This window comes from Streptomyces sp. NBC_01260 (assembly GCF_036226405.1).
GTDB lineage: Bacteria > Actinomycetota > Actinomycetes > Streptomycetales > Streptomycetaceae > Streptomyces > Streptomyces laculatispora.
In genome coordinates this window covers 3,476,928-3,503,813 of sequence record NZ_CP108464.1, presented here as the reverse complement: position 1 = coordinate 3,503,813, position 26,886 = coordinate 3,476,928, and the positions used below count along the sequence as shown (strand labels likewise).

General features: G+C 72.1%; 24 protein-coding genes and 1 tRNA gene. 14 read left to right on the top strand and 11 right to left on the bottom strand.

Annotation, left to right across the window (positions count from 1 at the left end):
- Window positions 1–92: 92 nt before the first annotated feature.
- The 7 genes from serC to OG322_RS15320 all read right to left on the bottom strand — a co-directional run bounded on the left by serC (window position 93) and on the right by OG322_RS15320 (window position 6,786).
- A complete protein-coding gene (serC, locus tag OG322_RS15350) occupies window positions 93–1,211 on the bottom strand; it encodes a phosphoserine transaminase (RefSeq protein ID WP_124284707.1) in 1,119 nt (372 codons plus the stop codon).
- Window positions 1,212–1,317: 106 nt separating this feature from the next.
- A complete protein-coding gene (locus tag OG322_RS15345) occupies window positions 1,318–2,526 on the bottom strand; it encodes a cytochrome P450 family protein (protein ID WP_123460870.1) in 1,209 nt (402 codons plus the stop codon).
- Window positions 2,523–3,788: a cytochrome P450 gene (locus OG322_RS15340; protein ID WP_123460871.1), complete on the bottom strand. Its 1,266-nt coding sequence runs from the start codon at window positions 3,786–3,788 to the stop codon at window positions 2,523–2,525. The genes OG322_RS15345 and OG322_RS15340 overlap by 4 nt, the downstream gene beginning before the upstream one ends.
- Window positions 3,785–4,438 carry a GTP-binding protein gene (locus OG322_RS15335; protein ID WP_123460872.1) on the bottom strand — a complete coding sequence of 218 codons (654 nt, stop codon included), beginning with the start codon at window positions 4,436–4,438 and terminating at the stop codon, window positions 3,785–3,787. Before OG322_RS15335 ends, OG322_RS15340 begins: the two co-directional genes overlap by 4 nt.
- Window positions 4,419–4,784, bottom strand: a complete 366-nt coding sequence (locus tag OG322_RS15330) for a DUF742 domain-containing protein (RefSeq protein WP_123460873.1) — start codon at window positions 4,782–4,784, stop codon at window positions 4,419–4,421. The genes OG322_RS15335 and OG322_RS15330 overlap by 20 nt, the downstream gene beginning before the upstream one ends.
- Window positions 4,781–5,218, bottom strand: coding sequence for a roadblock/LC7 domain-containing protein (locus tag OG322_RS15325; RefSeq protein ID WP_123460874.1), 438 nt, complete (start codon window positions 5,216–5,218; stop codon window positions 4,781–4,783). The genes OG322_RS15330 and OG322_RS15325 overlap by 4 nt, the downstream gene beginning before the upstream one ends.
- Window positions 5,215–6,786, bottom strand: coding sequence for a sensor histidine kinase (locus tag OG322_RS15320; protein ID WP_329306541.1), 1,572 nt, complete (start codon window positions 6,784–6,786; stop codon window positions 5,215–5,217). Before OG322_RS15320 ends, OG322_RS15325 begins: the two co-directional genes overlap by 4 nt.
- A gap of 266 nt (window positions 6,787–7,052) precedes the next feature.
- Here OG322_RS15320 and OG322_RS15315 point away from each other — a divergent pair, with 266 nt between their 5' ends.
- Window positions 7,053–9,914 (top strand): FAD-binding and (Fe-S)-binding domain-containing protein, encoded by a 2,862-nt coding sequence (locus OG322_RS15315; RefSeq protein ID WP_329306540.1) that lies wholly within the window; start codon window positions 7,053–7,055, stop codon window positions 9,912–9,914.
- 61 nt (window positions 9,915–9,975) lie between these two features.
- On the opposite strand, the gene OG322_RS15310 is transcribed toward OG322_RS15315, so the two are convergent.
- Window positions 9,976–10,920 carry a LysR family transcriptional regulator gene (locus tag OG322_RS15310; protein WP_123460877.1) on the bottom strand — a complete coding sequence of 315 codons (945 nt, stop codon included), beginning with the start codon at window positions 10,918–10,920 and terminating at the stop codon, window positions 9,976–9,978.
- A gap of 162 nt (window positions 10,921–11,082) precedes the next feature.
- Between OG322_RS15310 and OG322_RS15305 the strand changes: the two genes are divergently transcribed.
- Window positions 11,083–12,054: an EamA family transporter gene (locus OG322_RS15305; RefSeq protein ID WP_123460878.1), complete on the top strand. Its 972-nt coding sequence runs from the start codon at window positions 11,083–11,085 to the stop codon at window positions 12,052–12,054.
- A 70-nt stretch (window positions 12,055–12,124) separates the two neighbouring features.
- Here the strand turns inward: OG322_RS15305 and OG322_RS15300 are convergent.
- Window positions 12,125–12,199: transfer RNA gene (locus tag OG322_RS15300), tRNA-Trp, on the bottom strand.
- A gap of 124 nt (window positions 12,200–12,323) precedes the next feature.
- Window positions 12,324–12,956, bottom strand: coding sequence for an MmyB family transcriptional regulator (locus tag OG322_RS15295; protein ID WP_329306539.1), 633 nt, complete (start codon window positions 12,954–12,956; stop codon window positions 12,324–12,326).
- Here OG322_RS15295 and OG322_RS15290 point away from each other — a divergent pair.
- The 4 genes from OG322_RS15290 (at window position 12,946) to OG322_RS15275 (ending at window position 15,132) form a co-directional block, all read left to right on the top strand.
- Complete coding sequence (locus OG322_RS15290) at window positions 12,946–13,152, top strand: hypothetical protein (RefSeq protein WP_185095352.1); 207 nt, start codon at window positions 12,946–12,948, stop codon at window positions 13,150–13,152. The two genes, OG322_RS15295 and OG322_RS15290, sit on opposite strands and share 11 nt — an antisense overlap.
- Window positions 13,153–13,293: 141 nt before the next feature.
- On the top strand, window positions 13,294–13,701 hold the full coding sequence (locus OG322_RS15285; RefSeq protein WP_329306538.1) for a hypothetical protein: 408 nt from the start codon (window positions 13,294–13,296) through the stop codon (window positions 13,699–13,701).
- A gap of 304 nt (window positions 13,702–14,005) precedes the next feature.
- Window positions 14,006–14,503 (top strand): phospholipase, encoded by a 498-nt coding sequence (locus OG322_RS15280; protein ID WP_329306537.1) that lies wholly within the window; start codon window positions 14,006–14,008, stop codon window positions 14,501–14,503.
- Between the two features lie 308 nt (window positions 14,504–14,811).
- Window positions 14,812–15,132, top strand: coding sequence for a hypothetical protein (locus OG322_RS15275; RefSeq protein WP_329306536.1), 321 nt, complete (start codon window positions 14,812–14,814; stop codon window positions 15,130–15,132).
- Window positions 15,133–15,230: 98 nt separating this feature from the next.
- On the opposite strand, the gene OG322_RS15270 is transcribed toward OG322_RS15275, so the two are convergent.
- Complete coding sequence (locus OG322_RS15270; protein WP_329306535.1) at window positions 15,231–16,184, bottom strand: alpha/beta fold hydrolase; 954 nt, start codon at window positions 16,182–16,184, stop codon at window positions 15,231–15,233.
- 297 nt (window positions 16,185–16,481) lie between these two features.
- Here OG322_RS15270 and OG322_RS15265 point away from each other — a divergent pair, with 297 nt between their 5' ends.
- The 8 genes from OG322_RS15265 (at window position 16,482) to OG322_RS15230 (ending at window position 26,834) form a co-directional block, all read left to right on the top strand.
- The gene (locus tag OG322_RS15265) at window positions 16,482–17,282 is read left to right on the top strand and encodes a TIGR03084 family metal-binding protein (RefSeq protein ID WP_329306534.1); all 801 of its coding nucleotides are present in this window, start codon (window positions 16,482–16,484) and stop codon (window positions 17,280–17,282) included.
- Window positions 17,279–19,009, top strand: a complete 1,731-nt coding sequence (locus OG322_RS15260; protein ID WP_329306533.1) for an acyclic terpene utilization AtuA family protein — start codon at window positions 17,279–17,281, stop codon at window positions 19,007–19,009. Before OG322_RS15265 ends, OG322_RS15260 begins: the two co-directional genes overlap by 4 nt.
- Window positions 19,006–20,604, top strand: a complete 1,599-nt coding sequence (locus OG322_RS15255; protein WP_329306532.1) for an acyl-CoA carboxylase subunit beta — start codon at window positions 19,006–19,008, stop codon at window positions 20,602–20,604. Before OG322_RS15260 ends, OG322_RS15255 begins: the two co-directional genes overlap by 4 nt.
- An 8-nt stretch (window positions 20,605–20,612) precedes the next feature.
- Entirely contained in the window at window positions 20,613–22,583 is a 1,971-nt protein-coding gene (locus OG322_RS15250) for an acetyl/propionyl/methylcrotonyl-CoA carboxylase subunit alpha (protein ID WP_123460885.1), read from the top strand.
- Window positions 22,580–23,740 carry an acyl-CoA dehydrogenase family protein gene (locus tag OG322_RS15245; protein WP_123460886.1) on the top strand — a complete coding sequence of 387 codons (1,161 nt, stop codon included), beginning with the start codon at window positions 22,580–22,582 and terminating at the stop codon, window positions 23,738–23,740. The genes OG322_RS15250 and OG322_RS15245 overlap by 4 nt, the downstream gene beginning before the upstream one ends.
- Before the next feature lie 153 nt (window positions 23,741–23,893).
- The gene (locus OG322_RS15240; RefSeq protein WP_266411280.1) at window positions 23,894–25,519 is read left to right on the top strand and encodes a 4-coumarate--CoA ligase family protein; all 1,626 of its coding nucleotides are present in this window, start codon (window positions 23,894–23,896) and stop codon (window positions 25,517–25,519) included.
- The gene (locus tag OG322_RS15235; protein WP_266411279.1) at window positions 25,516–26,253 is read left to right on the top strand and encodes an enoyl-CoA hydratase family protein; all 738 of its coding nucleotides are present in this window, start codon (window positions 25,516–25,518) and stop codon (window positions 26,251–26,253) included. Before OG322_RS15240 ends, OG322_RS15235 begins: the two co-directional genes overlap by 4 nt.
- A complete protein-coding gene (locus OG322_RS15230) occupies window positions 26,241–26,834 on the top strand; it encodes a TetR/AcrR family transcriptional regulator (protein ID WP_266411278.1) in 594 nt (197 codons plus the stop codon). The genes OG322_RS15235 and OG322_RS15230 overlap by 13 nt, the downstream gene beginning before the upstream one ends.
- The last annotated feature ends 52 nt before the right edge of the window (window positions 26,835–26,886 follow it).

Genomic DNA, 26,886 nt, shown 5'->3' with positions numbered 1-26,886 from the left:
TACGCACCGCGCCACCCTGTCGAGGGAAGCAGAAACGGCCCTGCACGCGTGATCTCGTGTGCAGGGCCGTTCCGTACGCGTAAGAGGTACCGCTACAGCTTCTCGATCACGTAGTCGATGCACGCCGTCAGCGCCTGGACGTCCGACGGGTCGATCGCCGGGAACATCGCCACGCGCAGCTGGTTGCGGCCCAGCTTGCGGTACGGCTCCGTGTCGACGATGCCGTTGGCGCGCAGCACCTTGGCGACCGCGGCGGCGTCGATCTCGTCCGCGAAGTCGATCGTGCCGATGACCTGCGAACGCTTGGCCGCGTCGGTGACGAACGGGGTCGCGTACTTGGAGTCCTCGGCCCAGCCGTACAGGTGGCCGGACGAGGCGGCCGTGCGGCCCGTGGTGAAGTCCAGACCACCCTGGGTGTTCATCCAGGTCAGCTGCTCGTTCAGGAGGAAGAGCGTGGCCAGGGCCGGGGTGTTGTACGTCTGGTTCTTCAGGGAGTTGTCGATCGCCGTGGGCAGCGAGAAGAACTCCGGGATGTGGCGGCCGGAGGCGTGGACGCGGGCTGCGCGCTCCAGGGCCGCCGGGGAGAAGACGCCGATCCAGAGGCCGCCGTCCGAGGCGAAGGACTTCTGCGGGGCGAAGTAGTAGACGTCCGTCTCGGCGATGTCGACCGGCAGGCCGCCCGCGCCGGAGGTGGCGTCCACCAGGACCAGGGAGCCCTCGTCGGCGCCCGCGACGCGCTTGACGGGCGCGGCGACACCGGTCGAGGTCTCGTTGTGGGTGAAGGCGTAGACGTCGACGCCCGCCTCGGCCTCCGGGTCCGGGTGGGTGCCCGGGTCGGAGGCGATGACGGTCGGGTCGGCCAGCCACGGGGCGAGCTTGGCGGCCTTCGCGAACTTCGAGGAGAACTCGCCGAAGTTGAGGTGCTGGGACTTCGACTCGATCAGACCGTGCGTCGCGATGTCCCAGAAGGCGGTGGAGCCGCCGTTGCCCAGGATCACCTCGTATCCCTCGGGGAGGGAGAAGAGGTCGCGCACTCCGTCACGGACCGCGCCGACCAGGTTCTTCACCGGAGCCTGGCGGTGGGACGTACCGAGCAGCGACGTTCCGGTGGCGGCCAGCGCGTCGAGCGCCTCCGTCCGCACCTTGGAAGGACCGGCGCCGAAGCGCCCGTCGGCGGGCTTGATGTCAGCGGGAATCTGGATGTCGGCCACGACCCGGAGCGTAGCCGCTCGGTGGGGCGGCTACGCACCTTGTCCGTCGGATGAGACGCGCGATCCGGGTCGTGGACGCCGGAACGCGTGTCCCGGGCGGGCCGGCTCAGCCCAGTTCGACCGGGAGGTCGAACAGGTCGTTCTGGGTGACGATCGGCTTGTTGCGCAGCTCGGAGGCAGGGACCGCGAGGTCCAGCTCCGGGAAGCGCTCGTAGAGCGCCGGGAGTGCGACCCCCGCCTCCAGCCGGGACAGCGCCGCACCCGGGCAGACGTGCGGGCCGTGACCGAAGGCGATGTGACGGTTGGGGGTGCGGTTGACGTCGAACTCACCCGCGGTCGGCCCGTACTGCTGCTCGTCCCGGCCCAGCGCGCCGAAGGAGACGATCAGGGCCTCGCCCTTGGGGAGGACCTTCTTCCCGACCGCCACGTCCTCGGTCGCGAAGCGGATCAGGACGTGCGAGGTCGGGGTGTTCCAGCGCAGGGTCTCCTCGATCACGTTCTCCCACGGCACCTCGCCGCCGAGCACCTGCTTGCGCTGCTCGGGGTGGGTCTGGAGGGCGACGACGGCGTTCACGATCAGGCTGATCGTGGTCTCGTGGCCGGCCGCGATGATCAGCTGGAGGGTGTTGACGATCTCCTCGTTGCTGAGGTGGTCGCCGTCCTCGGAGGCCGCGATCAGGGCGCTGGTCAGGTCGTCGCCCGGCTCGTCCCGCTTGCCGTCGACGATCTTCGTGAAGAGGGCGCCGAGGTCCGCCATCATCTGCGGGACCTCCTCCGGCGGCGTCTGCGTCGAGAAGAACTTCTCGAACAGCTCCTTGAGGCGGGGGTGGTCGGCCCCGTCCACGCCCATCAGCTCGCTGATGACGTTCATCGGCAGCGGGTACGCGAACTGCGCCTTCAGGTCGACCTTCTCGCCCCGGGGCAGGGCCGCGAGGCGGTCCAGGCTCGCGGCCGTGAGCGCCTCGATGCCCGCGCGCAGCCGCTCCACCCGCTTCACCGTCAGGGCCTGCGCCACCAGGGTGCGCAGCCGGCGGTGGTCGGCGCCGTCGACGGTCAGCATGGAGCGGCCCGGGTTGGCGAGGCCGATCAGCGGCCAGTCCAGGGGTATCTCACCGCGCTGCCAGGCGCCCCAGACGTTGATGTCCTTCACGATCCGGGTGTCGGTCAGCAGCTGCCGCGCCTCGGCGTGGTGGGTGACCGCGTAGCAGTGCACCCCGCCGGGCAGCTCCACCTCGGCGAGCGGGCCCGCGGCCCGCAGCGCGGCGCCCTCGCCGTCGAGGTCGGCGACGAAGGGGTCGAGGACGATCCGGGTCATTGCTGGCCTCCGATGACAGGTCCTGCGGCAGGGGTGGGCGTGAAGGCGACGGGAAGGTCCGTCAGTCCCCGGAGCCAGGGGGACGGGCGCCGGGTGAGCTGATCGGCGGAGACGGCGAGGTCGATGTCCGGGAGGCGGTCGAGCAGTACCTCGATGCCGGTACGGGCGATGACCTCGGCGGTCTCCTGGGCCGGGAAGGGGCAGCGGTGCTCGCCGTGGCCGAAGGAGAGGAACGCGTTGTTCCCGCCGGTCAGCGCGGAGCCGTCGGTGCGGATCTGCGGGTCGGCGTTGGCCGCGGCGATGCCCAGGAGCAGCAGGTCGCCCGCCTGGATGTGGCGGCCCCCCAGGTGGGTGTCGCGCGAGGCCCAGCGGCCGGCGATGTTCTGCGTCGGGGTGTCCTCCCACAGGACCTCGTTCATGGCCTCGGCGACGCTGTGCCGGCCGCCCGAGAGCGAGGCGGCGAACCGGTGGTCAACGAGCATCAGCCGCAGCGAGTTGCCCATCCAGTCCGCGGTCGGCTGGTGGCCGGCGGCCATCATGACCATCAGGTCCTGGGCGATCTCCTCGTCCGTGAAGCCGCCGGTGTCGGCCAGCATCCGGGTGGCGACGTCGTCGCCGGGCTCCTCGTGCTTGTCGGCCAGCAGCTGGAACATCGAGGTGGCGAGGTGCTGCTGTCCGGCCAGCGCGCGTTCCCGGCCGTCGATCATGTCGTTGATCGAGCCGACGAGCGCGTCGCCGAGCGCGTCGCCGAAGCCGTAGATCCGCGCCAGGACGCGGGCGGGGAGCAGCATCGCGTACTCGGCGATGATGTCGGTCCCGCCCTTGGAGCAGAACCGGTCGATCAGCTCGTCGGCGAACTCCTCCGCGTACCGCTTGAGCGCGAAGGGGTCGACGGCCTCCAGGGCGTCGCTGATCATCCGGGCGCGCTCGACGTGCCGGGCGCCGACCGTGTAGAGGATCGAGGGCTGTTTGCGGCCGATCATCGGCAGCAGCGGCCAGTCGTCGGGGATGTTCTCCCACTGGCTCCACAGGTCGGAGTCGCGGCTGAACAGCACCGGGTCGCTGGTGAGCTGGTGCACTTCGCGGTAGCCGAGCACCAGCCAGGCCGGGATGCCGCCGTCCAGGACGACGGGTGCCACGGCACCGTGGTCCCGGCGCATCTCCCGGTACAGCTGGGTGGGTTCGGTCTGGAACCGTGGCCCGGACAGTGGCGCGCGGCCGTGCGCCGGGCAGCCCGGGGGCGGTTCGGTGGGCTGGGTCACGTGGTGTGCTCCGGGGTCTTCTCCGGCGTGGTCTCCGGACGGGCGGCGGCGGAGGAGGAACCGGCCGTGCCCTTGGAAAGGGCGTACAGGTGCTCCACCAGCGTGATCAGTACGTACTTGCTGGCGGACCGGTCCCGGGCGTCGCACTCCACGAGCGGTACGTCATCGGAGAGGTCGAGCGCCTCCCGGATCTGCTGCTCGGTGTGGAGCGGACCGCCGAAGTCGTTGCACGCCACGATGAACGGCGTGCCGTGGTGCTCCAGCCGGTCGATGGCGTACCAGGAGTCGGCGAGACGACGGGTGTCGACGAGCACGACGGCACCGAGCGTCCCGGAGAACAGCCGGTCCCACAGGAACCAGAAGCGCTCCTGGCCGGGCGCGCCGAACAGGTACAGCACCGAGCGTTCGTCGAGCGTGATCCGGCCGAAGTCGAAGGCGACGGTGGTGGACGTCTTGGACTGCACGCCGTCGAGGTCGTCGACCGTCTCGCCCGCGCGGGTCATCGTCTCCTCCGTGTTGAGCGGACGGATCTCGCTCACGGATCGGACCATGGTGGTCTTGCCGACCCCGAAGCCACCGACGACGACTATTTTCAGTCCGTTGTCGGCCGTGGCCTGCAGGGCGGCACGGTCAGAGGTTGCGGAGTCCAACGAGCACCTGTTCCAGGATGTCGGGGTCGGGGAGCCGGTCCGCGACGCGTGCGGTACGAGGGTGGCGGGCGCTGATCCGGCTGGTGTCGAGCAGGTCGCACAGCAGGATGCGCACGATGCTGACGGGCAGGTTCAGGCTCGCGGCGATCTCGACGACCGCGGTGGGCCGTTCGCACATGCGCAGGATCGCGACGTGCTCCGACTGCATACCGGGCGCCGGTTCGCATTCCGAGACGACGAGCGTCACCAGGTCGAAGGCGGCCGAGTCGGAGCGGCTGCGGCCACCGGTGAGGGTGTACAGCCGGTCCGGGTCGTCGTCCCGGCCGGGGCGGGGGCGCTTCGTCATACGGCCGCGTTCTCGGAGGCCCCGGGGGCCTTGGAGGGTTCGCGCGGCGGGGCGACGAGGTGTTCGCCGAGCTGCTCGACGAGCTCGCTCATGTTGTGCCCGACGAGGCCGACATCGGCGTCCTCGGAGGCGACGACGGCGAGGTGGGCACCCGCACCCGCCTCCACGATGAACAGCACGCCGCCGTAGAACTCGGCCATCGCGGACCGTACGCCGCCGGTGCCGTCGCCGAACTCGACGGAGGCGCCGTGCGACAGGCTCTGGATGCCGGCCGAGATCGCGGCCAGCTGGTCAGCCTGGTCGACGGAGAGCTCGGGGGTACGGCACAGCTTGAGGCCGTCCCTGGACAGCACGAGGGCGTGGCGGGCGCCGGGGGTGCGCTCAAGGAGCCCCTCCAGCAGCCAGTTGAGCTTCTCGTCGGTGGTCGCGGTCATCGGGTGTTGCCTTCCGGGTGCGGTGAGGTGGGCCGTACGGCCTGGCGGAAGCTGCTGAAGCGGGCTGCCTGGGCCTTGGGGTCGGACGTACGGGTCCGGGGGTTCGATCCGTCGGTTGCGTCGGAGTCGGCGTCGGCCGAGGCCCTGGCGCGGGACTCGGCGGCGGCCAGGGTGCGGCCGCGCGAGCGCTTGGGGAGGCCGCTCTCGCCGAATCCGGGGAGGCCGCCGCTGGTGTCCGACATGGAGTCGGAGCGCAGGATCTCCTGGGTGCGGGAGCTGTCCCGTGCCCCGGCGTCGCCGGCCCGGCCGGTCGCGTCGGTCCGGTCGGCCGACTCGGCCGACTCGGTCGCTTCGGTCCGGTCGGTTCCGACGGTCCGGTCGGCTCCGGAGGCGTGGACCGGCTCGGGTTCACCCGGGGGAGCGGCCACCGGCCGGGCGGCGGGTTCCGGCGTCGGCGTCGGTGCCGCGGTCGGCATCGGGGTCCTGGTGATGATCTCGTGCGGGAGCATCATCAGCGCGCCCGTGCCACCGCGCGCCGACGGACGGAAGGAGACCGTCAGTCCGTGCTTGCGGGCCAGCCGGCCGACGACGGCGAGGCCGAGCCGGGTTCCGGAGAGACCGGTCAGGTCCTGGTTGACCGCGGAGACGGCGCGCTCGGCGCGGCGCAGCTGCACATCGCTCATGACCAGACCGCTGTCCTCGACGGTCAGCACGATGCCGGCCGGCACCTCCTCCACGTACACGTGGACCTCGGCCGTGGGCGGCGAGAAGTTCGCTGCGTTGTCGAGGAGTTCGGCCAGCGCGTGCATGACGCCCTCGGCGGCGTGCCCGGCGACGGCGACATCGCTGGTGGAGTGGAGACGTATCCGCTGGTATCCGCTGATCCGGCCCATCGCGCCGCGCAGGATGGACTCCATGACGATGGGCTTCGCCCAGCGGCGTCCGGAGCGAGCACCGGTCAGCACAGCGATGGAGTCGGCCAGCCGGCCCGCCTGGGCGGTGCGGTGGTCCAGGTGCAGCAGATCGCCCAGGACGTCCTCGGAGGCGTGCCGGTTCTCCATGTCGCGCAGGTCGGCGAGCATGCTCGTGGCGAGCGCCTGCATCCGGCCCGCGGCGTTGGCGCACGCGGCGACGGCGGCGGAGCGCTCGGTCTCGCTGCGCGAGGCGCGGGCCTTGATCCTGGCGTTCTCGGCGGTGAGGCGCTCGACGTCGGCCGCGGCCTGTGCGGTGATCCGGTCCGTCTCGGCGGCGGCGGCCGATTTCATCCTTGCCGTCTCGGCGGTGAACCGCTGGGCGTCGTAGGCGGAGGCCGAAACCATCCGGGAGGTCTCGGCGGTGAACCGGCTGCTCTCGGCCGCGTTCATCTCCCGCAGTCGGCGCACCGCGGCCCGGGCGTGAACGGCGGTGGCGACGGCGGCGGACAGCAGCACGGCGGCGGCGCCCGCCCCCCATGCCACTGCGGTTCTGGCCGAGTCGGGGGCGGCGACGACCGCCCAGAGACACAGGGATCCGGTGATGGCCACCGTGACCAGCAGGGCCAGTGCGGTCGGCTTGGTTGAGGGGCGCAAGCGGAGTCCTCGGGAGACGGACGATGACGGATGGGACGGTTCGGGCAAGTCGGTACGGCGAGGAGCAATTGTGACAACTGGAACAGATGATTCCCAGACAAGTCTGAGTCACTATATGAGAATTGACGATCTGTTTGGGAAGAACTTGTGGTGCTCTCTGTTGCGTATATGTTCGGGCGCCCGACAGATTCAGACGTATTGACGTATTCGGCAGAAACGCACCGGCCCCGACGGCCACCGGCCCGGACCGGCGGCATCCTGGCCGGATGGCACCTCGTGAGGCAACAACCGGCCCCGACCGCACCGCACTCGCCGGCGAACTGCGAGCGGCCGTCAGGGGCGACGTCGCATTCGACGCCACCGCACGGGCCCTGACGACGATGGACGCGTCCAACTACCGCCGGGTGCCGCTCGGGGTCGTCGCCCCGCGCGACGCCGACGACATCGCCGCCGCGCTCGCCGTCTGCCGCGCGCACGGGGTGCCCGTCGTGCCGCGCGGCGGCGGTACGTCCATCGCCGGGCAGGCCACCGGCACCGGCGTCGTCCTCGACCTCACCCGCCATCTGCGGTCCCTCGTCGAGCTGGACGCCGGCTCCCGCACAGCAGTGGTCCAGCCGGGCGTCGTCCTGGACGACCTACGGGCCGCCGCCGCCCCGCACGGGCTCACCTTCGGCCCGGACCCCTCCACGCACAGCCGCTGCACCATCGGCGGGATGATCGGCAACAACTCCTGCGGCTCGCACTCGGTCGCCTGGGGCACCACCGCCGACAACGTCCACGCCCTGACCGTCGCCCGCTACGGCGGCGACACCCTGCGCCTGGAACGGGGCGCCGAGGGCCCCGCCGGACTCCGCGACCTGGTCACCGGCAACCTCGCCCTCCTGCGTACCGGGTTCCCCGACCTCCCGCGCCGCATCTCCGGGTACGCCCTGGACGCGCTGCTGCCCGAGCGCGGCCCGGACCCCGCCCGCGCGTTCTGTGGCAGCGAGGGCACGCTCGGCGTGGTGACGGAGGCGACGCTGCGGCTCGTCGAGGCGCCCGTCGCCCGCGCGCTCGCCGTACTCGGCTACGCCGACGAGTCCGCCGCCGCCGAGGCCGCCCCCGGCCTCCTCCCGCACCACCCGCTGACCGTCGAGGGCATGGCCGCCGACCTCGTACGCCGGCCGGCCGGGCTGCCGCGCGGCGCGGCCTGGCTCTTCGTCGAGACGGGCGGGGCCACCCCGGCCGAGGCGCGGGCGCACGCCGAACGGATCGCCCGGACCGCGTCCGCCGACGCGGTGGACACCGCCGTCGTCACCGACCCGGCCGGGCAGCGGTCGCTGTGGCGGATCAGGGAGGACGCGGCGGGAACGGCGACCCGCACACCGGAAGGCGGCGAGGCCTGGCCCGGCTGGGAGGACTGCGCGGTGCCGCCCGCCCGGCTCGGCCCCTACCTCCGCGACTTCCGCGCCCTGCTCAACGGACACGGGCTGCGCGGCACCCCTTACGGGCACTTCGGCGACGGCTGCATCCACGTCCGCATCGACTTCGACCTGCTGAGCGGCGACGGCGTGGCCCGCTACCGCCGCTTCTCCGAGGAGCTCGCCTCGCTCGTGGTCGCACACGGCGGATCACTGTCCGGCGAACACGGTGACGGCCAGGCCCGCGCCGAACTCCTGCCGAGGATGTACGGGAGCGAACTGGTATCGCTCTTCGGCCGGTTCAAGGACCTCTGGGACCCGGACGGCGGCATGAACCCCGGCATCCTCGTCCGCCCCGCCCGACTGGACGAGAACCTGCGCTTCGACGTGCTGCCCCGCGAGCCGGTCGACGTGGCCTTCGGCTACCCGCACGACGGCGGCGACTTCTCGGCGGCGGTGCGCAGGTGCGTCGGCGTCGCCAAGTGCCGTACGCAGGAGGCCTCCGGACCGGCCGTGATGTGCCCGTCCTTCCGCGCGACCGGCGAGGAGGCCCACTCCACCCGTGGCCGGGCCCGGCTGCTGCACGAGATGCTGGCCGGACCGGCGGGCGGGGTGATCACGGACGGCTGGCGCTCGACGGAGGTACGGGACGCGCTCGACCTGTGCCTGTCCTGCAAGGGCTGCCGCAGCGACTGCCCGGTGGGCGTCGACATGGCCACGTACAAGGCGGAGTTCCTGCACCACCACTACCGGCACCGGCTGCGCCCCGCCGCCCACTACACGATGGGGCGGCTCCCGCTGTGGCTGCGCCTGGCGTCCCCCTTCGCGGGCACGCTGAACGCACTGGCCCGGGTACGGCCGCTCGCGGCGCTCGCCAAGCGGCTGGCGGGCATCGCGCCGGAGCGGGGGATTCCGGTGCTGGCCCGGGAGACGTACAGCCAATGGCTGGACAGGCGCTGGGGCAAGGGGACGTTCATCTTCTCCAACGACGAGGTGGCCGCCATCTGGCCCGACACCTTCACCGAACACCTCTCGCCCGAGGTGGGCCGGGCGGCGGTGAAGGTCGTGGAGGCGGCGACGGGCCGCCGGGTGCTCACGCCCGGCCGAGGACTGTGCTGCGGCCTCACCTACGTCTCAACGGGCCAGCTGGACAAGGCCCGCAAGGTGATGCGCCGCACTCTGGACCGGCTGACCGGCATGCACGAATTCCCCGTGATCGTCCTCGAACCGAGCTGCGCGGCCACCCTCCGCGGCGACCTCCCGGAACTCCTCCCCGACGACCCCCGCGCCGCCGGACTGGCCGCCGCTGTCCACACCCTGGCCGAGTACCTGGAGAAGTACGCCCCCGACTGGCGGCCCCCGCACCTGGACCGCCCGGTCACCGGCCAGACGCACTGCCACCAGCACGCGGTCCTGGGCGACGGGCCGGACCGCCGGCTGCGCGAACGCGCCGGCCTGAGCGGCGAGCTGACCGGCGGCTGCTGCGGACTGGCCGGCAACTTCGGCTTCGAACGCGGCCACTGGGAGGTGTCCGCGGCCTGCGCCGAGGACGCGCTGATGCCGGCGGTACGGGAGGCGGCACCGGGTACGGAGATCCTGGCGGACGGGTTCTCCTGCCGCACCCAGCTGGACCAGCTGGGCGGGGTGCGGGCCAGGCACCTGGCTCAGGTGCTGGCGGAGGGGCTGGGCGAGGGGCCGGGCGAGGGGCCGGGCCCCGACCGGACCTGAACCCGGCGCGTGGTCCGCTCAGCCCCGTCCGCTCACTGCGGTGCCGCGCCGCGAAATTCCCTCACCCCGAGACGTCTCGCCCCACGATCTCGCGGGCCAGCGCGGCGAGGTCCGCCAGCGCCGGATGGCCGGGGGCGTCGCGGCGGGCGAGCAGCACCGGCACGGTCGGGGCGTCGGTGAGCGGCCGGTAGGCGACACCGGCGTGCGGGTGCATGGCGGCGGTCGAGGCGGTGGAGACCCCGGTCCCCCGGCCCGCCGCGATGGCGGTCAGCCAGTCGTCGGTGTTGGCGACGGTGAGGGTGGCGGCGGGCCGGGCGGACGGCGGCCACAGGTCGGGGGTGGTGGTGCCGGAGACGGTGTTCAGGACGACGGTGCCGGTCGCCAGATCGGCGAGCCGGAGCGCGGCGCGGGCGGCCAGCGGGCCGTCCGCCGCCACGGCCGCGACCCGTTTCTCGTCGAACAGCACCTCGGTGAGGAGGCCGGGCGCGTCGACCGGCCCGCGCAGCAGCGCGGCATCGACCTCGCCACGGGTCAGTCCGGCCGTGCGGTCGTCGATCCGCAGCAGTTCGAGCGGGGTCTGCGGATACCGCTCCTGCCAGCTGCGGAGCAGCGGTGTGGTGTACCGGCCGAACGCGGACCAGGCGTGCCCGAGCCGCAGCGGCCACCTGCGCAGCCCGCCGGGGTCGAGTGCCTCGTCGAACGCGGCCACCGCGGCGGCGGCCTTGTCGCGGAAGGCGACGCCCTCGGGGGTGAGGACCAGGTGGTGGGTGGAGCGGTCGACGAGCCGGATGCCGAGGTGCCGCTCCAGGGCGGCCAGGGTCCGTGAGACGGCGGGCTGGGTGAGCCGGAGCCGGGCGGCGGCCCGGGTGACGCTGGACTCGTCCGCCACGGCGAGGAACGCGCGCAGATGGCGGATCTCGACCCCGCGTCCGGCGCCCTGGTCCGCGCCCTGGTCCCTGCCCCGGCCTGTCCCCGTGCTTCGGTCGGCGCCCTGTCCTGTACTCATGCGCGGGAAGCATAACGGGAGCCCAGTAGGCATTTCACGCGCCGCGCGCAGGTGCCTACGGTAAGGGGATGGGCTGCACGGAATGAGTGCAGTATCTTCAATTGGGTAGTGCACTGTGTTGCACTCGCCCGTAATCCGTGAACTCAGGAAGTCAGGCCACAGGTGAACGACCAGGGCACCGCCGCAGAATCGGCCGCCGCAGTCGCCGTACCGGAGGCGGTCACCGCCCTCGGTGAGCCGGGAGCGCCAGGCGGGCCGGCCCCCGCCGCGGGGCGCAGGGCCGCGCTTGCCCCGATCGCGCTGGTGGTTGCGGGCGGCCTCTCCGTCCAGTTCGGATCGGCGGTCGCGGTCCTGCTGATGCCGAAGGCCGGCGCCCTCGGTGTCGTCACGCTGCGGCTGGCCGCCGCCGCCCTGGTGCTGCTCGTCGTCTGCCGTCCCAGGCTGCGCGGCCACTCGCGCGCCGACTGGGGCACGGTGCTCGCGTTCGGTGTCGCGATGAGCGGTATGAACACGCTCTTCTACCAGGCCGCCGACCGCATCCCGCTCGGCGCGGCCGTCACCCTGGAGGTGCTGGGCCCGCTCGCCCTCTCGGTCGTCGCCTCACGCCGTCTGGTCAACGTGGTCTGGGCCGCCCTCGCGCTGGGCGGCGTCCTGCTGCTGAGCGGCGGCGGCTTCGACCGGCTCGATCCGGTGGGCGCCGCGTACGCCCTCGGCGCGGGAGCCATGTGGGCGGCGTACATCATCTTCAGCGCCCGCACCGGCCGCCGCTTCCCGCAGGCCGACGGGCTGGCCATGGCGATGGTGGTGGCGGCCCTGCTCTCGCTGCCGCTCGGCATCATGGAGTCGGGCTCGAAGCTCCTGGTGCCCAGCACGCTCGGACTGGGCGCGGCCGTCGCGCTGCTGAGCTCGGTCCTCCCCTACACCCTGGAACTGATGGCGCTGCGCAGGCTGCCCGCGCCCACCTTCGCGATCCTGATGAGCCTGGAACCGGCGATCGCGGCCGCGGCGGGCTTCCTCATCCTCGACCAGGCGCTCTCCACCACGGACGCCCTGGCCATCGCCCTGGTCATCGGGGCGAGCATGGGCGCGGTACGCAGCCAGGTGAGGGGGCTGCGGAAGTCAGGGGGCGGGTGACCCGGGAGCGTGGCCCCGGGGGGCGGATGCGACCAAGTCCCGTTCGGCCCCCCTGGACTCGGCGGCAAGGCGAAACCGGCCGGATTCGAACCGGCGTCCTCGCGGTTTTGGAGACCGCGCGCGACGACCTCTGCGCTACGGTTCCGCCCGGACCGGCATCCTACGGGGACCCGTGTGGAGGGCGCGGGAACGTGCCCGTCGCGCGCACGCGGGGGACGCCTCGCCCTTGGGTGGACCCGCACCTGGCGAAACCGCTCAGCGGCAGCCGGTCAGGGAAGCGCGCCGGCGGTGTGACCTCCTGTGACGCGAAGAAGGTCGAGCTTCCCCGCCTCGGCGCTTCCGGTCGCCGCCGTGTAGGTGACCATGCGCAGGTCGGCGCCGGGGACGACGAGAACGTCGCAGTAGAGCAGGATGTCGCCGACCTGGGGGTGCCGAATCGTCTTGCGGTCATTCGTGTGCGGGGCGGCGGCCGTCGGTGCGGCCCATTGATGGGCGAAGGCGTCGGATGTCTCCCGCAGCTCCCGCAGCTCCCGCAGCTCCCGCAGCTCCCGCAGCTCCCGCACGAGACGGTCGAGCCGGGAATCCGCGGGATAGCGGGAGACGGCGTCCTTGAGGTCGGCGACGATCGACGCCACGAAGGCGTCCTGTCCGTGCTCGAAGCGGATGTGGAGCATCAGGGAGCGTGCGGCACCGGTGCCGAAGAGCGCACGGGCGAGATTGCGTTCGGCGGCCGGGAGGACAGCGGGACCACTGTGCAGGGCGCTCCACATGGTGTTCCACCACACCAGGGTCCAGTCCGCGGCGAACACGCCGATCGGAACGTCGCCGAGACGCGCGGTGAGCCGTTGGATGCCCGGGGGCGCGGCGGTTGTGCGGCGCGTCCTGCCGGTGATGACGCTCACCCCGTTCGCCACCAGCCGCAACACCGCGGGCCGCCACCTCGCTGACGTCGTTCTCGGTACGACCCCGGCGCCGACCGGTTCCTGCGTCGACCGCGGCCGCGTGGACCGCTCGTCGGACGAGTCCTACGACCCGCGGCGCGAGGACGAACTCTGGGAGGCAGCCGAACGGTTCACCGCGTGCGCGTCCGAGCGGTAGTCGCCCGCCGCACCGGAGCCCTGGACCCGTCGCCCCCGACCGGGCGACGACCGTCGGACGGGATGTCCCAAGGTGTACCTTGCTGCGGAAATTGCGGGTGACAGCGTCGAGCGGGCGCAATTCCGGCCGGGGGGCAACGTGGTGCGCGTACTCAGGACGGTATTCCCGGTCCTCGCTCTGGTGGCGATGTCGGCGGGGTGTTCCTCGTCCAACGGCAAGAGCGAGCAGCAGCTGACCGAGCAGCGGGAGGGCTACTGCACGCAGTTGGGGGCGTGGCAGAAGGCGCGGAACGCGGCGGACTCGGACTCGGACACGAGCACTGACTCGGACACGGACTCGGACGCGCCGGAGTCGCCAGGCTACGACGAGGTCGGGGCCGTCGCTGAGGACGCCCTCCTCGCGATGCAACCGCTCCGGGACGAGGCCGTCGGCGGAGGCCGCACCCTGGGTGAGGCGACGGCGGCGGCGATGAAGAACGGTGACTCCGAGGCGGAGGGGCGCGTCGTGGAGTACTGCGGAGACAGCGGCTACGAGACGCTGACCCGCTAAGGGCACGTCCCGTCATCCCTGGCGGGCGCGCGACGACAGCTACGGCACCTCGCAGTTTTGGTCGATCTGCGGCGACTGCGTTCCGCTTGGACCGAAAGAACCCCTCGACAAGGTTCAGCATCCCAGCTCAGAAGGAACTTTTCGCATTTCCTCCCCGCTTCCGGTCTTATCCCGACCGAAACGCCGAGGCTAATTGACGAAACTGCCGCACTCGCCATGTACATGACGTCATGCTGAAGCTGCCTCATGAGACCCACGAGGCGCACAGCTGCCGCAACTCCCCTATATCCCACGGAGGTTGTACATGCGTCGCCGCTTCGCCACCTTGCTCGCCACGGCTGCCCTGTCGCTCCCGCTCGCCCTGCTGCCCGCCGCATCCGCTTCCGCCGCCCCGGCGGACAAGCCCCAGGTCCTCAGCTCCTGGACCCAGACGAGTGCCTCCAGTTACAACGCCTGGAACGCCGCCCGCAACAACCAGGGCGCCTGGGGCGCGTACGGCTTCGACTGGTCGACGGACTACTGCAGCTCCTCGCCCGACAACCCGTTCGGCTTCCCCTTCCAGACGGCCTGCGCCCGCCATGACTTCGGCTACCGCAACTACAAGGCCGCCGGCACGTTCTCCGCCAACAAGGCTCGCCTCGACTCCGCCCTCTACGAGGACCTCAAGCGCGTCTGCGCCGCCTACTCCGGCGCGACGCTGACCTCGTGCAACGCCACGGCCTGGACGTACTACCACGCGGTGGACATCTTCGGCATCGCACCAGCGAAGGCGGGCGCCGGCAGAGTGACTCAGTCCGCCTGACCCGCCCCACGGCTCGGAGGCTCGGGCCGGCCCGATCGCGGCCCGAGCCTCCCGGGCCCACGCCCGGCCTGCACGCGCCAACCTGCCGGTACGGGCCGAGTGGTCGGCGCGACGGCACGGAGGTTGCCTGCGGCCAACGTTGGAGGCAACCCGGTACAGATCGACAGCACCCTGACCATCGCATCCCCATCACGAGGACCCCCGACTGCCCCTGCCAGGTTTCCCGCCGTGGGCCGTTGCAGCCGCAGTCGAACATCTGACATGTATTCGTACTTGCGAATCAAGTAATTTGAGGGCTTGGGGCGGGAATGACGTTAGTGATGGCGGCTGCGGCTGTCTGGGGCGTACTGCAGTTGTTCCTTCTGCCGTGGCCGACGCGTTCGGTTCGGCTCTCGACGGTACTGCTCGCGCTTGTGGTCGGGGTGTACGGGTGCGGTGTGGCAACGGCGTTGATCCAACTCGCGTACACCCGTATCCACGCGGACCACTCCGGCCACCCGCTGGTGGAGGTGGTGAACTCCACCAGCTACACGGTTGCGCCCTGGGTGGAGGAACTCGTCAAGATATCCTCGCTGTTGCCGGCGGGCCTTGGTTTCAAGGTGCGACCGCATGAATTCTCTCAGGAATGACCCGCGCGACGCTGTCACCGTGACGCCACCGCCACCGCCACCGCCACCGACGGTCTCGCCGACCGTGCGGGGCGGTGCCGTTCCTCCTCCCCTCACGGTCAGCCCGCGGTCTTCAGCATCTGCCCGACCGCCGTGACGATGACATCCGGACGGTCGCCGGCGATGTCGTGCGAGCTCTTCGCGGCGGTCACGAGGTCGCGGTTCGGGGCCCCCTTCACGAACTCCTGCTGGGCATTGCGCCAGAGCTGCGCGTCCTCGGGTGTCTCAAAGGGGGTCTTCTCCGAGACGATGGCCGTCGCCGGGACGCTCTGCGGCCAGGAGACCTGGTGGTACGCGCGGTGCATCGGGCCGTAGCCGTCCCCGGTGGCGAGCAGTTGGCGGGTCTGCTGCGTCGAGGGCTGGTCCTTGAGGGCCTCCACCTGGGCCTTGTTCGCGGCTTCGATCTTCGCCGTCTCCTCGTCCGTATAGAACTCGGGAAGGCTTCCGTCGACGAGGACGGCACCCGCGAGCCAATTCGGGTTCTCCTTGGCGAAATAGGTGGCGACCTCGCCCGCCTGGGAATGTGAAACCAGGATCACGTCATGGGTGATTCCCAGCTTCGTCAGTCCGGCCTTCAGATCGGATACCGCGTTCTCGACTTTCCACGCCCCGGGAACCTCGTCGCTCTTTCCCATTCCGGCCCGGTCGTACGTGACCACCATGGAACCGGTCTTCTTCGCCAGTTCGGGCGCCATCGTCTTCCAGTACGACGAGTCCTCACCGCCACCCGCGTCCAGGACCAGGGCCGGGAGGTGGCCGGGTGTGACATGGAAGGCCAGGCTGTGGTCACCGTTCGCGATCATGCGGAGGGACGCCGCGGCGGCAGGTGTCGACGGCTTCGCGGCGGCCGGGGCACCGGAATTCTGGTGGGACGACTGGCCGGGGCTCTTCGATTTCCCGGAATCGGACGGAGTCGAATCCGCACAGGCGGAGATTCCGGTCACTGCGGCGGCCAGGCATATACCCACGAGGGCGGGACGCAGGCGGCGGTTCTTACGTACGGTCTCAGTCATGGCTTTTTCATTCCTGGCAGTCATGTGAACAGCTGGGGACGGTTATCTTTTGCTGTGTCCGGCGGGCCCGGTGGGGCTCTCTTCGGACATCACTCATCCTGGTCGGAACCGCATTCCCGGTCGATGGGGCTGCCCGCCCGCTGCGTGACTGCCTGAGGCCCCTGGCGAGGGTGGGGATACCCCCCGAGCGCTTCCCCGGAGGTACCGCGCGGCAAAAATAATGCAAGCATGCTTGATTGTTTTCTGTCCCGCTGGCAGGCTCCGGTGCACACCGCCACGCCCCGAGGGGAGCGCACCGTGTCCGATGCCTCAGCCGTGCTCGACGATCTGCGCAGCGAGAGCGAGGAACTCGACCTGCTGGTAGCCGGGTTGAGCGCCGCGCAATGGGCGGGGGCGACGCCTGCCGCGGGGTGGACGGTCGCCCATCAGGTGGCCCATCTGAGCTGGACCGACGAGGTGGCACTGCTCTCCGTCACCGACCCCGAGCGGTTCGGCGACGAGGTCGCGAAGGCCATGCGGGACCCCGAGGGCTTCGTCGACGAGGCCGCCGGCGAGGTCGTTGCGGCGTACGCCCCGGACGCCCTGCTCACCCACTGGCGCGCCGGGCACGAGCGGCTTCAGGAGGCGCTGCGGGCGGCCCCGGCCGGGACCCGGTTTCCCTGGTACGGGCCGCCCATGAGCGTCGCCTCCATGGCGACCGGGCGGCTCATGGAGACCTGGGCACACGGCCAGGACGTGGCCGACGCGCTCGGTGTCACCCGCACCCCCACCGCCCGGCTGCGGCACGTCGCGCGGATCGGGGTACGGGCGAGGGACTACGCCTTCCTCGTACGGGGGATCAAGGCGCCCGGAGAGGAGTTCCGGGTGGAACTGGAAGGGCCGGGCGGTGAGTTGACTGCCTATGGCCCCGAGGGCGCCGCCCAGCGGGTCACCGGGCCGCTGCACGACTTCTGCCTGCTCGTCACCCAGCGCGCCCACCGCGACGACCTCGCCGTACGGGCCGAGGGGGCCGACGCCGAGGCGTGGCTGGACATCGCGCAGGCCTTCGCCGGGCCCGCCGGACCCGGACGCGACCCGCGGCGGGGGACCGGGAAGTGACGGACGCGCCCGGGCCCGCGCCGCTGCGGGTCGGCAACGCCTCCGGGTTCTACGGCGACCGCTTCGACGCCGTGCGCGAGATGCTCACCGGCGGCCCCCTCGACGTCCTCACCGGCGACTACCTCGCCGAGCTGACCATGCTCATCCTCGGCCGCGGCCGGCTCAAGGACCCCTCGCGCGGCTACGCCACCACCTTCCTGCGGCAGCTTGAGGAGGGCCTCGGGCTCGCCCGGGAGCGCGGGGTGCGGATCGTCACCAACGCGGGCGGCCTCAATCCGGCCGGACTGGCTGATGCGGTACGGGAGTTGGCTGACAAGCTGGGCGTGCCCGTGCGCGTCGCGCATGTCGAGGGGGACAGCCTGCCTGTTCCCGACGGGTTCCTCACCGCCAACGCCTATCTCGGCGGCGAGGGCATCGCCGCCTGTCTGCGGGCCGGGGCCGATGTCGTCGTCACCGGCCGCGTCACCGACGCCGCGCTCGTCACCGGGCCCGCCGCCGCCCACTTCGGCTGGGGACCCGAGGACCACGACGCGCTCGCCGGAGCCGTCGTCGCCGGGCACGTGCTGGAGTGCGGCACCCAGGCCACCGGCGGGAACTACTCCTTCTTCCGCGACCACGACCTGCGGCGGCCCGGCTTCCCCGTCGCCGAGATCCACGCCGACGGCACCTCCGTCATCACCAAGCACGACGGCACCGGCGGCGTCGTCGACCTCGGCACGGTCACCGCCCAGCTGCTGTACGAGACCGGCGGCGCCCGGTACGCGGGACCCGACGTCACCGCCCGGCTCGACACCGTACGACTGGCGCAGCAGGGCCCGGACCGGGTCAGCATCTCCGGGGTGCGCGGCGAGGCCCCGCCGCCCACCCTCAAGGCCGGACTCACCCGGCTCGGCGGCTGGCGGGGCGAGGTCGTCTTCGTGCTCACCGGACTCGACATCGAGGCCAAGGCGCGGCTCGTCCGGCACCAGTTCGAGGACGCCTTCGCCCGTGCCGGGCGCCGGCCCGAGGAGGTGCGCTGGGAGCTCGCCCGTACCGACCGGACCGACGCCGCGACCGAGGAGACCGCGAGCGCCCTGCTCCGGCTCGTCGTCCGCGACCAGGAACCGGACGCCGTCGGGCGGGCCCTGTCCGGCGCCGCGATCGAGCTGGCCCTCGGCAGCTACCCGGGCTTCCATGTCACCGCCCCGCCCGGAAAGGGTGCGCCCTACGGGGTGTTCGAGGCCCGGTACGTACCGGCCGAGGAGGTGACGCAGGTCGCCGTGCTCCCGGACGGCCGGCGGCAGGTGCAGGAACCGCCCGCCCGCACCCGGCCCCTCCAGGACGCCGAACAGCCGCCGCTGCCAACGCCGTTGGCGCCCGGCCTGCCCACCCGTACCGCTCCGCTCGGGCTCGTCGCGGGCGCCCGCAGCGGCGACAAGGGCGGGGACGCGAACGTCGGGGTGTGGGTGCGGAGCGATCAGGCGTGGCGGTGGCTGGCCCATGAGCTGACCGTCGAGCGGCTGCGCGAACTGCTCCCGGAGACCGCCCCGCTCACCGTCGTACGCCATGTCCTGCCGAACCTGCGCGCGCTGAACTTCACCGTCCACGGGCTGCTCGGCGAGGGCGTGGCCGCCCAGCACCGCTTCGACCCGCAGGCCAAGGCGGTGGGGGAGTGGCTGCGCTCGCGCCACCTGGAGATACCCGTGGTCCTGCTGGACAGCTCCGACGCACCGGAGGTGCACGCATGACCGTCCTGCCCACCGGGCTCGACACCGCGAGCCCCGAATACACCGCGAACCGCGCGGCCATGCTCGACAAGCTCGCCGGCCTCGACGCCGCGCATGCCAAGGCGCTGGAGGGCGGCGGAGAGAAGTACGTCGAGCGGCACCGGGCACGCGGCAAACTGCTGGCCCGCGAGCGCATCGAGCTGCTGATCGACCAGGACACCCCGTTCCTGGAACTGTCGCCGCTCGCCGCCTGGGGCAGCGACTATGCGGTCGGCGCCTCGCTCGTCACCGGGATCGGGGTGGTCGAGGGCGTGGAGTGCCTGATCACCGCCAACGACCCGACCGTACGCGGCGGCGCCTCCAACCCCTGGACGCTGAAGAAGGCCCTGCGCGCCAACGAGATCGCCTTCGCCAACCGGCTGCCGGTCATCAGCCTCGTCGAGTCGGGCGGCGCCGACCTCCCCTCGCAGAAGGAGATCTTCATCCCCGGCGGGGCGCTCTTCCGCGACCTCACCCGGCTCTCGGCCGCCGGTATCCCGACCGTGGCCGTCGTCTTCGGGAACTCCACGGCCGGCGGGGCGTACGTCCCCGGCATGTCCGATCACACCGTCATGATCAAGGAACGGTCCAAGGTCTTCCTCGGCGGTCCGCCGCTGGTGAAGATGGCCACCGGCGAGGAGAGCGACGACGAATCGCTCGGCGGCGCCGGGATGCACGCCCGCATCTCCGGGCTCGCCGACCACTTCGCCGTGGACGAGCAGGACGCGCTGCGCCAGGCCCGCCGGATCGTCGCCCGCCTCAACTGGCGCAAGGCGCACGCCGATCCGGGTCCCGCCGAGCCGCCCAAGTACTACGGCGACGAGCTGATCGGCATCGTGCCCGGCGACCTGAAGGTGCCCTTCGACCCGCGCGAGGTCATCGCCCGGCTGGTCGACGGCTCGGACTTCGACGCGTTCAAGCCGCTCTACGGGACGAGCCTGGTGACCGGCTGGGCGCGGCTGCACGGTTACCCGGTCGGCATCCTCGCCAACGCGCAGGGCGTGCTGTTCAGCGAGGAGTCGCAGAAGGCCGCCCAGTTCATCCAGCTCGCCAACCAGCGCGACATCCCGCTGCTGTTCCTGCACAACACCACCGGCTACATGGTCGGCAAGGAGTACGAGCAGGGCGGCATCATCAAGCACGGCGCGATGATGATCAACGCGGTGTCGAACTCCAAGGTCCCGCATCTGTCCGTGCTGATGGGCGCCTCCTACGGCGCCGGGCACTACGGCATGTGCGGCCGGGCCTACGACCCGCGCTTCCTGTTCGCCTGGCCCAGCAGCAAGTCCGCCGTCATGGGCCCGCAGCAGCTGGCCGGGGTGCTCTCCATCGTCGCCCGCGCCTCCGCCGCGGCGAAGGGGCGGCCGTACGACGACGAGGCGGACGCCGGACTGCGCGCCATGGTCGAGCAGCAGATCGAGTCCGAGTCCCTGCCGATGTTCCTGTCCGGCCGGCTGTACGACGACGGGGTCATCGACCCGCGCGACACCAGGACCGTCCTCGGGATGTGCCTGTCCGCCATCCACACCGCACCGGTCGAGGGCGCCCGCGGCGGCTTCGGCATCTTCCGGATGTGAGAACCCACATGATCACCAGCCTGCTCGTTGCCAACCGGGGCGAGATCGCCTGCCGGATCTTCCGTACCTGCCGCGCGCTCGGCATCGCCACCGTCGCCGTGTACTCCGACGCGGACGCCGGCGCGCTGCACGTACGGGAGGCCGACACCGCCGTACGGCTGTCGGGGGCCGCGCCCCGCGACACGTATCTGCGTGGCGATCTCGTCGTGGCCGCCGCCCTCGCGGCAGGCGCGGACGCCGTCCATCCCGGGTACGGCTTCCTCTCCGAGAACGCCGGGTTCGCCGCCGCCGTGCAGGACGCCGGACTGGTCTGGGTCGGCCCGCCGGTCAAGGCCATCGAGCTGATGGCGTCCAAGACCCGCGCCAAGGAGCTGATGGCCGCCGCCGGGGTGCCGCTCCTCGCCCCCGTCGACCCGGCCGCGGCCCGCGCCGGGGATCTGCCGCTGCTGCTCAAGGCGGCGTCGGGCGGCGGCGGGCGGGGGATGCGGATCGTCCGCGAACTCAACCATCTGGAAGGCGAGCTGACCGCCGCCGCGGCCGAGGCGCTGTCCGCCTTCGGGGACGGGGAGGTCTTCGCCGAGCCGTACGTGGAACGCGGCCGGCACGTCGAGGTCCAGATCATGGCCGACGAGCACGACGGCGTCTGGGCGCTCGGCACCCGCGACTGCTCACTCCAGCGCCGCCACCAGAAGGTCATCGAGGAGGCCCCCGCACCCGGTCTCGACGACGGGCTGCGCGACCGGCTGCACGCCGCCGCCGTGGCCGCCGCACGGGCCGTCGGGTACCGGGGTGCGGGCACCGTCGAATTCCTGGTCACCGACGACGGGCGGCCGTACTTCCTGGAGATGAACACCCGCCTCCAGGTCGAACACCCCGTCACCGAAGCGGTGTTCGGCCTCGACCTCGTCGCGCTCCAGCTGCGCACCGCCGAGGGCGAACCGCTGCCCGCCGCCGCGCCGCCGCACCCCGCGGGGCACGCCGTCGAGGCCCGGCTCTACGCCGAGGACCCGGCCCGCGACTGGCAGCCGCAGACCGGAGCACTGCTCTCGCTGGACGTGCCGCAGGAGCCCGGTGTGCGGCTGGACACCGGATACACCGGCGGCGACACCATCGGCGCGCACTACGACCCGATGCTCGCCAAGGTCATCGCCCACGCCCCCACCCGCACCGAAGCCGTGCGCCTGCTCGCCCGCACCCTGGAACGCGCCCGCGTCCACGGCCCGGTCACCAACCGCGATCTGCTCGTACGCTCCCTGCGCCACCCGGACTTCGTGGCGGCCCGCCTGGACACCGGCTTCTACGAACGCCACCTGGCGGCACTGACCCGCGCACCCGACGAGTCGGCCGTACGGCTGGCCGCCATCGCCGCCGCCGTCGCCGAGGCGGCCCGTAACGCCACCGCCACCACATCGGGATTCGCCCGCTTCGGCGCCTGGCGCAATCTCCCCTCGCAGCCCCAGCTCAGGCGCTACCGCAGCGAACCGGACGGCCGCGAGCACGAGATCACCTACCGCACCACCCGCGACGGCCTGGCCGTCGGCACGGAGGGCGTCCGCGTCGTCCGCGCCGGCCGCGGCCGCGTCACCCTCGAATCCGAAGGCGTCACCCGGCACTTCGACGTCCTCGGCCGCGACGACCGGCTGTACGTGGACACCGCCACCGGCTCGTACGCGTTCACCGCCCTGCCCCGCTTCACCGACCCCGCCGAACGCACCGAACCCGGCTCCCTGCTCGCCCCGATGCCCGGCACGGTGGTCCGCCTGGCCGAGGGCCTGGCGGCCGGGTCCGCCGTCGAGGCCGGGCAGCCGCTGATCTGGCTGGAGGCGATGAAGATGGAGCACCGCATCCTCGCCCCCGCCACCGGCACCCTCACCGCGCTCCACGCCGCCCCCGGCCTCCAGGTGGAGGTCGGCGCACTGCTCGCAGTCGTCACCGAGCCCGCAGACCATGACCCCGAAGCCTCAGAGGAGACCGCATGAGCACCGTCCTGGAAACCGAAGAGCACCAGGCCCTGCGCGCAGCCGTCACCGCCCTCGGCACGCGGTACGGGCGCGACTACATGACCTCCGTCATCCGGGACGGCGCCCACCCCCGCGAGCTGTGGGCGGAGGCCGCCAAGCTCGGCTATCTCGGCGTGAACCTCCCCGAGGAGTACGGCGGCGGAGGCAGCGGCATGGCCGAACTCTCCATCGTGCTTGAGGAGTTGGGTGCGGCAGGCTCCCCGCTGCTGATGATGGTCGTCTCGCCCGCCATCTGCGGCACCGTCATAGCCCGCTTCGGCACCGACGCCCAGAAGCGGCAGTGGCTGCCGGGCCTCGCCGACGGCAGCCTCACCATGGCCTTCGGCATCACCGAGCCGGACGCCGGTTCCAACTCGCACCGGATCACCACCACCGCCCGCCGCGACGGCCAGGAGTGGGTGCTCACCGGCCGCAAGGTCTTCGTCTCCGGCGTCGACATCGCCGACGCCACCCTCATCGTCGGCCGCACCGAGGACGCCAGGTCCGGCAAGCTGAAGCCCTGCCTCTTCATCGTCCCGCGCGAGGCCCCCGGCTTCCAGCGGTCGCAGATCGACATGGAACTCCAGGCGCCGGAGAAGCAGTTCGAGCTGGTCCTCGACGATGTGCGGCTGCCCGCCGACGCGCTCGTCGGCGATGAGGACGCGGGCCTCCTCCAGCTCTTCGCCGGGCTCAACCCGGAACGCATCATGACGGCGGCCTTCGGTATCGGGATGGGCCGCTACGCCCTCGCCCGCGCCGTCGAGTACGCGAAGACCCGCCAGGTGTGGAAGGAGCCCATCGGCGCCCACCAGGCCATCGCGCACCCCCTGGCCCAGGCGCACATCGAACTCGAACTGGCCCGGCTGATGATGCAGAAGGCCGCCCGGCTCTACGACGACGGCGACGACATCGGCGCGGGCGAGGCCGCGAACATGGCGAAGTACGCGGCCGGCGAGGCGTGCGTGAAGGCGGTCGACCAGGCGGTGCACACCCTCGGCGGCAACGGCCTCACCCGCGAGTACGGCCTCGGGTCCCTGATCACCGCGTCCCGGGTCGCCCGGATCGCGCCGGTCAGCCGGGAAATGATCCTGAACTACGTGTCCCATCAGTCCCTGGGCCTCCCCAAGTCGTACTGACAGCCGCCATCCTGTCTCTCCACGCCGTACGGGACCCGCACCCTCCGGGCCGCGGGTCCCGGCCCGGCGCCGCACGCCACCTCTCCACGCGTCGTACGGAGCGGCCCGTTCCCGCCGCCGCCCCGCCATTCCGCATCGAAGGGACTCCCCGTCATGGCGCACGTGTTCCGGAGCGACTACCCCGACGTCCAGCCACTCGACACGGCCATCCACGACGCGGTGCTGGGCCAGGCCGCCGCGGAGTTCGGCGACACGGTCGCCCTGATCGACGGGACGGACGACAGCAGCCGGCTCACCTACCGGCAGCTCGACGCCTTCCACCGGAAGATCGCCGCGGGGCTGGCCGGCGCCGGGCTCGTCAAGGGCGACGTACTGGCCCTGCACAGCCCGAACACCATCGCCTACCCGGCCGTCTTCTTCGGCGCCACCCGGGCCGGGGCCACCGTCACCACCGTCCACCCGCTCGCCACGTCCGACGAGTTCGCCAAACAGCTCCGCGACTCCTCCGCGCGCTGGATCGTCACCGTCTCCCCGCTCCTGGAGACGGCCCGCCGCGCCGCCGAACTCGTCGGCGGCATCGAGGAGATCTTCGTCTGCGACCAGGCGGACGGGCACACCTCGATCCTCGACATGCTCACCACCACCGCCCCCGAACCGATGATCACCATCGACCCGGTGCAGGACATCGCCGCGCTGCCCTACTCCTCCGGCACCACGGGCATCCCCAAGGGCGTCATGCTCACCCACCGCTCCATGGCCACCAACCTGGAACAGCTGCGCCCCTTCGTCCCCATGGGCACCGGCGCCCGCATCCTGGCCGTGCTCCCCTTCTTTCACATCTACGGGCTCACCGCCCTGATGAACGCACCGCTGCGGACCGGCGCCACCGTCGTCGTCCTGCCGCGCTTCGACCTCGCCCAGTTCCTGGCCGCGATCGAGAAGCACCGCATCACCGGCCTGTACGTGGCCCCGCCGATCGTGCTGGCTCTGGCGAAGCACCCGGTCGTCGACCGGTACGACCTGTCCTCGCTGGAGTACGTCGTCAGCTCCGCCGCCCCGCTCGACGCCGAACTCGCCGCCGCCTGCTCGCGCCGGCTCGGACTGCCGCCCGTGCGCCAGGCCTACGGGATGACGGAGCTCTCGCCCGGCACCCACGTCGTCCCGCTGGCCGCCGAGAACCCGCCGCCCGGGGCCGTCGGCACCCTGCTGCCCAACACCGAGATGCGCATCGTCTCCCTCGACACCCCCGGCGAGGACGCCGGAACCCACACCGACGGCGAGATCCTGATCCGCGGCCCACAGGTGATGAAGGGCTACCTCGGCCGCCCCGACGCCACCGCCGAGATGATCGACGCCGACGGCTGGGTGCACACCGGCGACATCGGCCGCGTGGACGAGGACGGCTGGCTGTTCGTCGTCGACCGGGTCAAGGAACTCATCAAGTACAAGGGCTACCAGGTCGCCCCCGCCGAACTCGAGGCGCTGCTGCTCGGCCACGCGTCCATAGCCGACGCCGCCGTCATCGGCGTGTACGACGCCGACGGCAACGAGGTCCCCAAGGCCTGCCTGGTCCGCCGGCCGTCCGTCGCACCCGTGGACCTCACGGCGGACGACGTCATGGCGTACGTCGCCGAACGCGTCGCCCCGTACAAGAAGATCCGGCAGGTCGAGTTCATCGACGCCGTACCGCGCGCCACGTCCGGCAAGATCCTGCGCCGCGAACTGCGCGCCCGCGAGAAGGCCCGCACCGCCCCCGACACCCCGGAGAAGACCCCGTGACGCTCGCCGCCCCCACGCACGAGCGCGGGATCACCACCCTCACCCTGGACTCGCCGGCCAACCGCAACGCACTCTCCGCGCGGCTGGTCGGCGAGCTCTCGGCCGCGCTCGCCGCGTGCGCGGCCGACGACACCGTACGAGCCGTCGTCCTCACCCACACCGGCAACACCTTCTGCGCGGGCGCCGACCTGACCGCACCCCCCGACCCGGCGGCCTTCGTCGCGCTGATGCGGCAGATCGTCGCGCTGCCCAAACCGGTGGTGGCCCGGGTCACCGGCCACGTCCGGGCGGGCGGACTCGGGCTGCTCGGCGCCTGCGACATCTCGGCGGCCGGGCCGGGCGCCACCTTCGCCCTCACCGAGTCCCGCCTCGGCCTCGCCCCCGCCGTCATCTCCCTGCCGCTGCTGCCCCGCACCGACCCGCGCGCCGCCGCCCGCTACTACCTCACCGGCGAACGCTTCGACGCGGCCGAAGCCGCCCGGATCTCCCTCGTCACGCTGGCCGCAGCCGACGACGTGGACGAGGCACTCGCCCCGGTACTCGACGGACTGCGCCGGGCCTCCCCGCAGGGGCTGAGGGCATCGAAGGAGCTGGTCACGGCTACTGTGCTGGAGAGTTTCGACCAGCACTCCGAAGACCTCATCGCCCGCTCCGCGGCACTCTTCGCCTCCGCGGAGGCCCGCGAGGGGATGACGGCCTTCCTCGAACGACGGGACCCCGCATGGGTGCGGTGACACAGGGCAGCAGCCCCGGCCCCAAGCAGGACCGCAGCCGGGCCACCCGCAAAAGGCTCCTGGAGGCCGCGGTCTCCTGCCTGGCCGACCACGGCTGGGCGGGCTCCACCGTCTCGGTCGTCGCCGAACGCGCCGGAGTCTCGCGCGGCGCCGCCCAGCACCACTTCCCCACCCGCGAGGACCTGTTCACCGCGGCCGTCGAGTACGTCGCCGAGGAACGCTCCGCCGCCCTGCGTGCCCTCCCCGACCAGGGCCGCGCCGCGGTCGTCGCCGCCCTCGTCGACCTCTACACCGGCCCGCTCTTCCGCGCGGCCCTCCAGCTCTGGGTCGCCGCCTCCAACGAGGAACAGCTGCGCCCCCGCGTCACCGAACTCGAAGCCCGCGTCGGCCGCGAGACCCACCGCATCGCCGTCGGCCTCCTGCACGCCGACGAGTACCGCCCCGGCGTACGCGAAACGGTCCAGGGCCTCCTGGACATGGCCCGCGGCCTGGGCCTGGCCAACGTCCTCACCGACGACACGGCCCGCCGGCGCCGCGTGGTGGCGCAGTGGGCGGCGATGATCGACGACGCGCTGGGCTGAGCGGCGACGCGCGGCCGCCCCGGCGAGGGGCGATGTCACACTCCGCGTCGGA

Coding starts and splice junctions, on each gene's coding strand:
- OG322_RS15345 (WP_123460870.1), bottom strand. CDS start 2,526: ATGACCCGGATCGTCCTCGACCCCTTCGTCGCCGACCTCGACGGCGAG.
- OG322_RS15330 (WP_123460873.1), bottom strand. CDS start 4,784: ATGACGAAGCGCCCCCGCCCCGGCCGGGACGACGACCCGGACCGGCTG.
- OG322_RS15325 (WP_123460874.1), bottom strand. CDS start 5,218: ATGACCGCGACCACCGACGAGAAGCTCAACTGGCTGCTGGAGGGGCTC.
- OG322_RS15315 (WP_329306540.1), top strand. CDS start 7,053: ATGGCACCTCGTGAGGCAACAACCGGCCCCGACCGCACCGCACTCGCC.
- OG322_RS15310 (WP_123460877.1), bottom strand. CDS start 10,920: ATGAGTACAGGACAGGGCGCCGACCGAAGCACGGGGACAGGCCGGGGC.
- OG322_RS15290 (WP_185095352.1), top strand. CDS start 12,946: ATGACGCTCACCCCGTTCGCCACCAGCCGCAACACCGCGGGCCGCCAC.
- OG322_RS15280 (WP_329306537.1), top strand. CDS start 14,006: ATGCGTCGCCGCTTCGCCACCTTGCTCGCCACGGCTGCCCTGTCGCTC.
- OG322_RS15275 (WP_329306536.1), top strand. CDS start 14,812: ATGACGTTAGTGATGGCGGCTGCGGCTGTCTGGGGCGTACTGCAGTTG.
- OG322_RS15270 (WP_329306535.1), bottom strand. CDS start 16,184: ATGACTGAGACCGTACGTAAGAACCGCCGCCTGCGTCCCGCCCTCGTG.
- OG322_RS15255 (WP_329306532.1), top strand. CDS start 19,006: ATGACCGTCCTGCCCACCGGGCTCGACACCGCGAGCCCCGAATACACC.
- OG322_RS15250 (WP_123460885.1), top strand. CDS start 20,613: ATGATCACCAGCCTGCTCGTTGCCAACCGGGGCGAGATCGCCTGCCGG.
- OG322_RS15245 (WP_123460886.1), top strand. CDS start 22,580: ATGAGCACCGTCCTGGAAACCGAAGAGCACCAGGCCCTGCGCGCAGCC.
- OG322_RS15240 (WP_266411280.1), top strand. CDS start 23,894: ATGGCGCACGTGTTCCGGAGCGACTACCCCGACGTCCAGCCACTCGAC.
- OG322_RS15230 (WP_266411278.1), top strand. CDS start 26,241: ATGGGTGCGGTGACACAGGGCAGCAGCCCCGGCCCCAAGCAGGACCGC.